The sequence below is a fragment of the Streptomyces sp. NRRL B-24572 genome (assembly GCF_002156145.1).
Taxonomy (GTDB): Bacteria; Actinomycetota; Actinomycetes; order Streptomycetales; family Streptomycetaceae; genus Streptomyces; species Streptomyces vietnamensis.
Window position 1 is genome coordinate 1 of sequence record NZ_MWIG01000529.1, and the last position, 2,193, is coordinate 2,193.

Here is a 2,193-nt window from a genome sequence, read left to right on the forward strand (position 1 = left end):
TGGGTGTCGGCCGACACCCACCTGCCGGAACGTCACCCGGCCCGAAACCGGACGGGTCCTTCTGTCCCCCCGCGTCAGAAGGACCCGCCCAGGAAGGCTCGGCTCAGGAAAACCCGGCTCAGGAAGGCTCGGCTCAGAAAAGCGCGGCTCAGGAAAGCTCGGCTCAAAAGGACTCGTCTCAGAAGGACTCGTCCAGCCCGTCTGTGTCCTCGCCCTCGGCCTCCAGCGCCTGGCGGACAACGCGGAGGGCCATGCCCTCGGGGTACCCCTTGCGGGCGAGCATCCCGGCGAGTCGTCTCAGGCGCCGGTCGCGGTCGAGGCCGCGGGTGGCGCGCAGCTTGCGGTCCACGAGCTCGCGCGCCGTGGCCTCCTCCCGCTCGGAGTCGAGCTGGTCCACCGCCTCCTGGATGAGGGTCGGCTCGACGCCCTTGGTGCGCAGCTCCCGGGCGAGGGCCCGACGGGCGAGGCCCCGGCCGTGGTGGCGGGACTCCACCCAGGCCCCCGCGAAGGCGGCGTCGTCGATGAGACCGACGTCCTCGAAGCGGGAGAGGACCTCCTCCGCCACCTCGTCGGGGATCTCCCGCTTGCGCAGCGCGTCGGCGAGCTGCTTGCGCGTGCGGGGGTTCCCGGTGAGCAGGCGCAGGCAGATCGCGCGCGCCCGCTCAGCCGGGTCCTGGGGTGACAGCTCCTTCTCGGCCCTCGACGAGTCGGGGCTGTCACCCGGCCATTCGGTGCGCCCGGTCACCGGTTCAGCTCTTGACCGCGGTGGCCTTGGTCGCCTTCGCGGTCTTGCTCGCGGAAGCCGGGACGCTCTTGGCGGCGTCGTCCGCACCGGCCGCGTCGGCGCCCGCCGCGTCCGCACCCGGCTCGGCCGACAGAGCCTCGGGCCGGACGCCGACGCCCAGCTTCTCCTTGATCTTCTTCTCGATCTCGTTGGCGAGGTCGGGGTTGTCCTTCAGGAAGTTACGGGCGTTCTCCTTGCCCTGGCCGAGCTGGTCGCCCTCGTACGTGTACCAGGCGCCCGCCTTGCGGACGAAGCCGTGCTCCACGCCCATGTCGATCAGGCCGCCCTCGCGGCTGATGCCCTGGCCGTAGAGGATGTCGAACTCGGCCTGCTTGAACGGGGGCGCGACCTTGTTCTTGACGACCTTGACGCGGGTGCGGTTACCGACCGCCTCCGTGCCGTCCTTGAGGGTCTCGATGCGGCGGATGTCGAGGCGCACCGAGGCGTAGAACTTCAGGGCGCGGCCACCGGTCGTGGTCTCCGGCGAGCCGAACATCACGCCGATCTTCTCGCGAAGCTGGTTGATGAAGATCGCGGTGGTCTTGGACTGGTTGAGCGCGCTGGTGATCTTCCGGAGGGCCTGGCTCATCAGGCGGGCCTGGAGACCCACGTGCGAGTCGCCCATCTCGCCCTCGATCTCCGCACGCGGGACGAGCGCGGCGACGGAGTCGATGACGATGAGGTCGAGGGCGCCGGAGCGGACCAGCATGTCGACGATCTCGAGGGCCTGCTCGCCGTTGTCCGGCTGGGACAGGATGAGGTTGTCGATGTCGACGCCGAGCTTCTTGGCGTACTCGGGGTCGAGGGCGTGCTCGGCGTCCACGAAGGCGACCTGGCCGCCGGCCTTCTGGGCGTTGGCCACGGCGTGCAGGGTCAGGGTCGTCTTACCGGAGGACTCCGGTCCGTAGATCTCCACGACACGGCCGCGCGGCAGGCCGCCGACACCGAGGGCGACGTCGAGGGCGGTCGATCCGGTGGAGATCACCTCGATCGGCTCCTGGGTGCGGTCGCCCATGCGCATCACGGCGCCCTTGCCGAATTGGCGTTCAATCTGTGCGAGCGCAGCGTCGAGCGCCTTCTCGCGGTCGGTTCCTGCCATGGGTTCCACCCGGTTTGCTTGAGTCGATCGCTTCATGTGAAAGACGCTAACCCCTGCCACTGACAACGGGCCCCGACGTCCCCTTCGACCTGTGGACAACTCGGCGACAAGCCCGTGATTCCAAGGGTCTGACTTCCATGAGAATGGATGTTCGATTTTGGTGTCAAGCGCACCACGCGGTCGTCAGACGGCCCGGTCGACGAGCCATTCCAGGGCCTCCGGGCCGGCTCCGAGGACGGAGACGTGCCCGTCGCCCGGGCCGAGCCGCAGCTCCGCGCCGGGGCAGCGGTCGGCCCGGGCGACGGGCACG

Annotated in this window: 2 protein-coding genes and 1 pseudogene; 1 reads left to right on the top strand and 2 read right to left on the bottom strand. The window is 69.6% G+C overall.

The genetic code is table 11. The features are described 5' to 3' along the window. Positions 1–3: 3 nt before the first annotated feature. Positions 4–147 (top strand): annotated as a pseudogene (locus tag CCN56_RS45965) (hypothetical protein); the annotation flags it as partial. A 31-nt stretch (positions 148–178) separates the two neighbouring features. On the opposite strand, the gene recX reads toward CCN56_RS45965, so the two are convergent. Next, complete coding sequence (gene recX / locus CCN56_RS28965; RefSeq protein WP_086830935.1) at positions 179–745, bottom strand: recombination regulator RecX; 567 nt, start codon at positions 743–745, stop codon at positions 179–181. A gap of 4 nt (positions 746–749) precedes the next feature. Next, a complete protein-coding gene (recA, locus tag CCN56_RS28970) occupies positions 750–1,883 on the bottom strand; it encodes a recombinase RecA (protein WP_086830936.1) in 1,134 nt (377 codons plus the stop codon). Between the last annotated feature and the right edge of the window lie 310 nt (positions 1,884–2,193).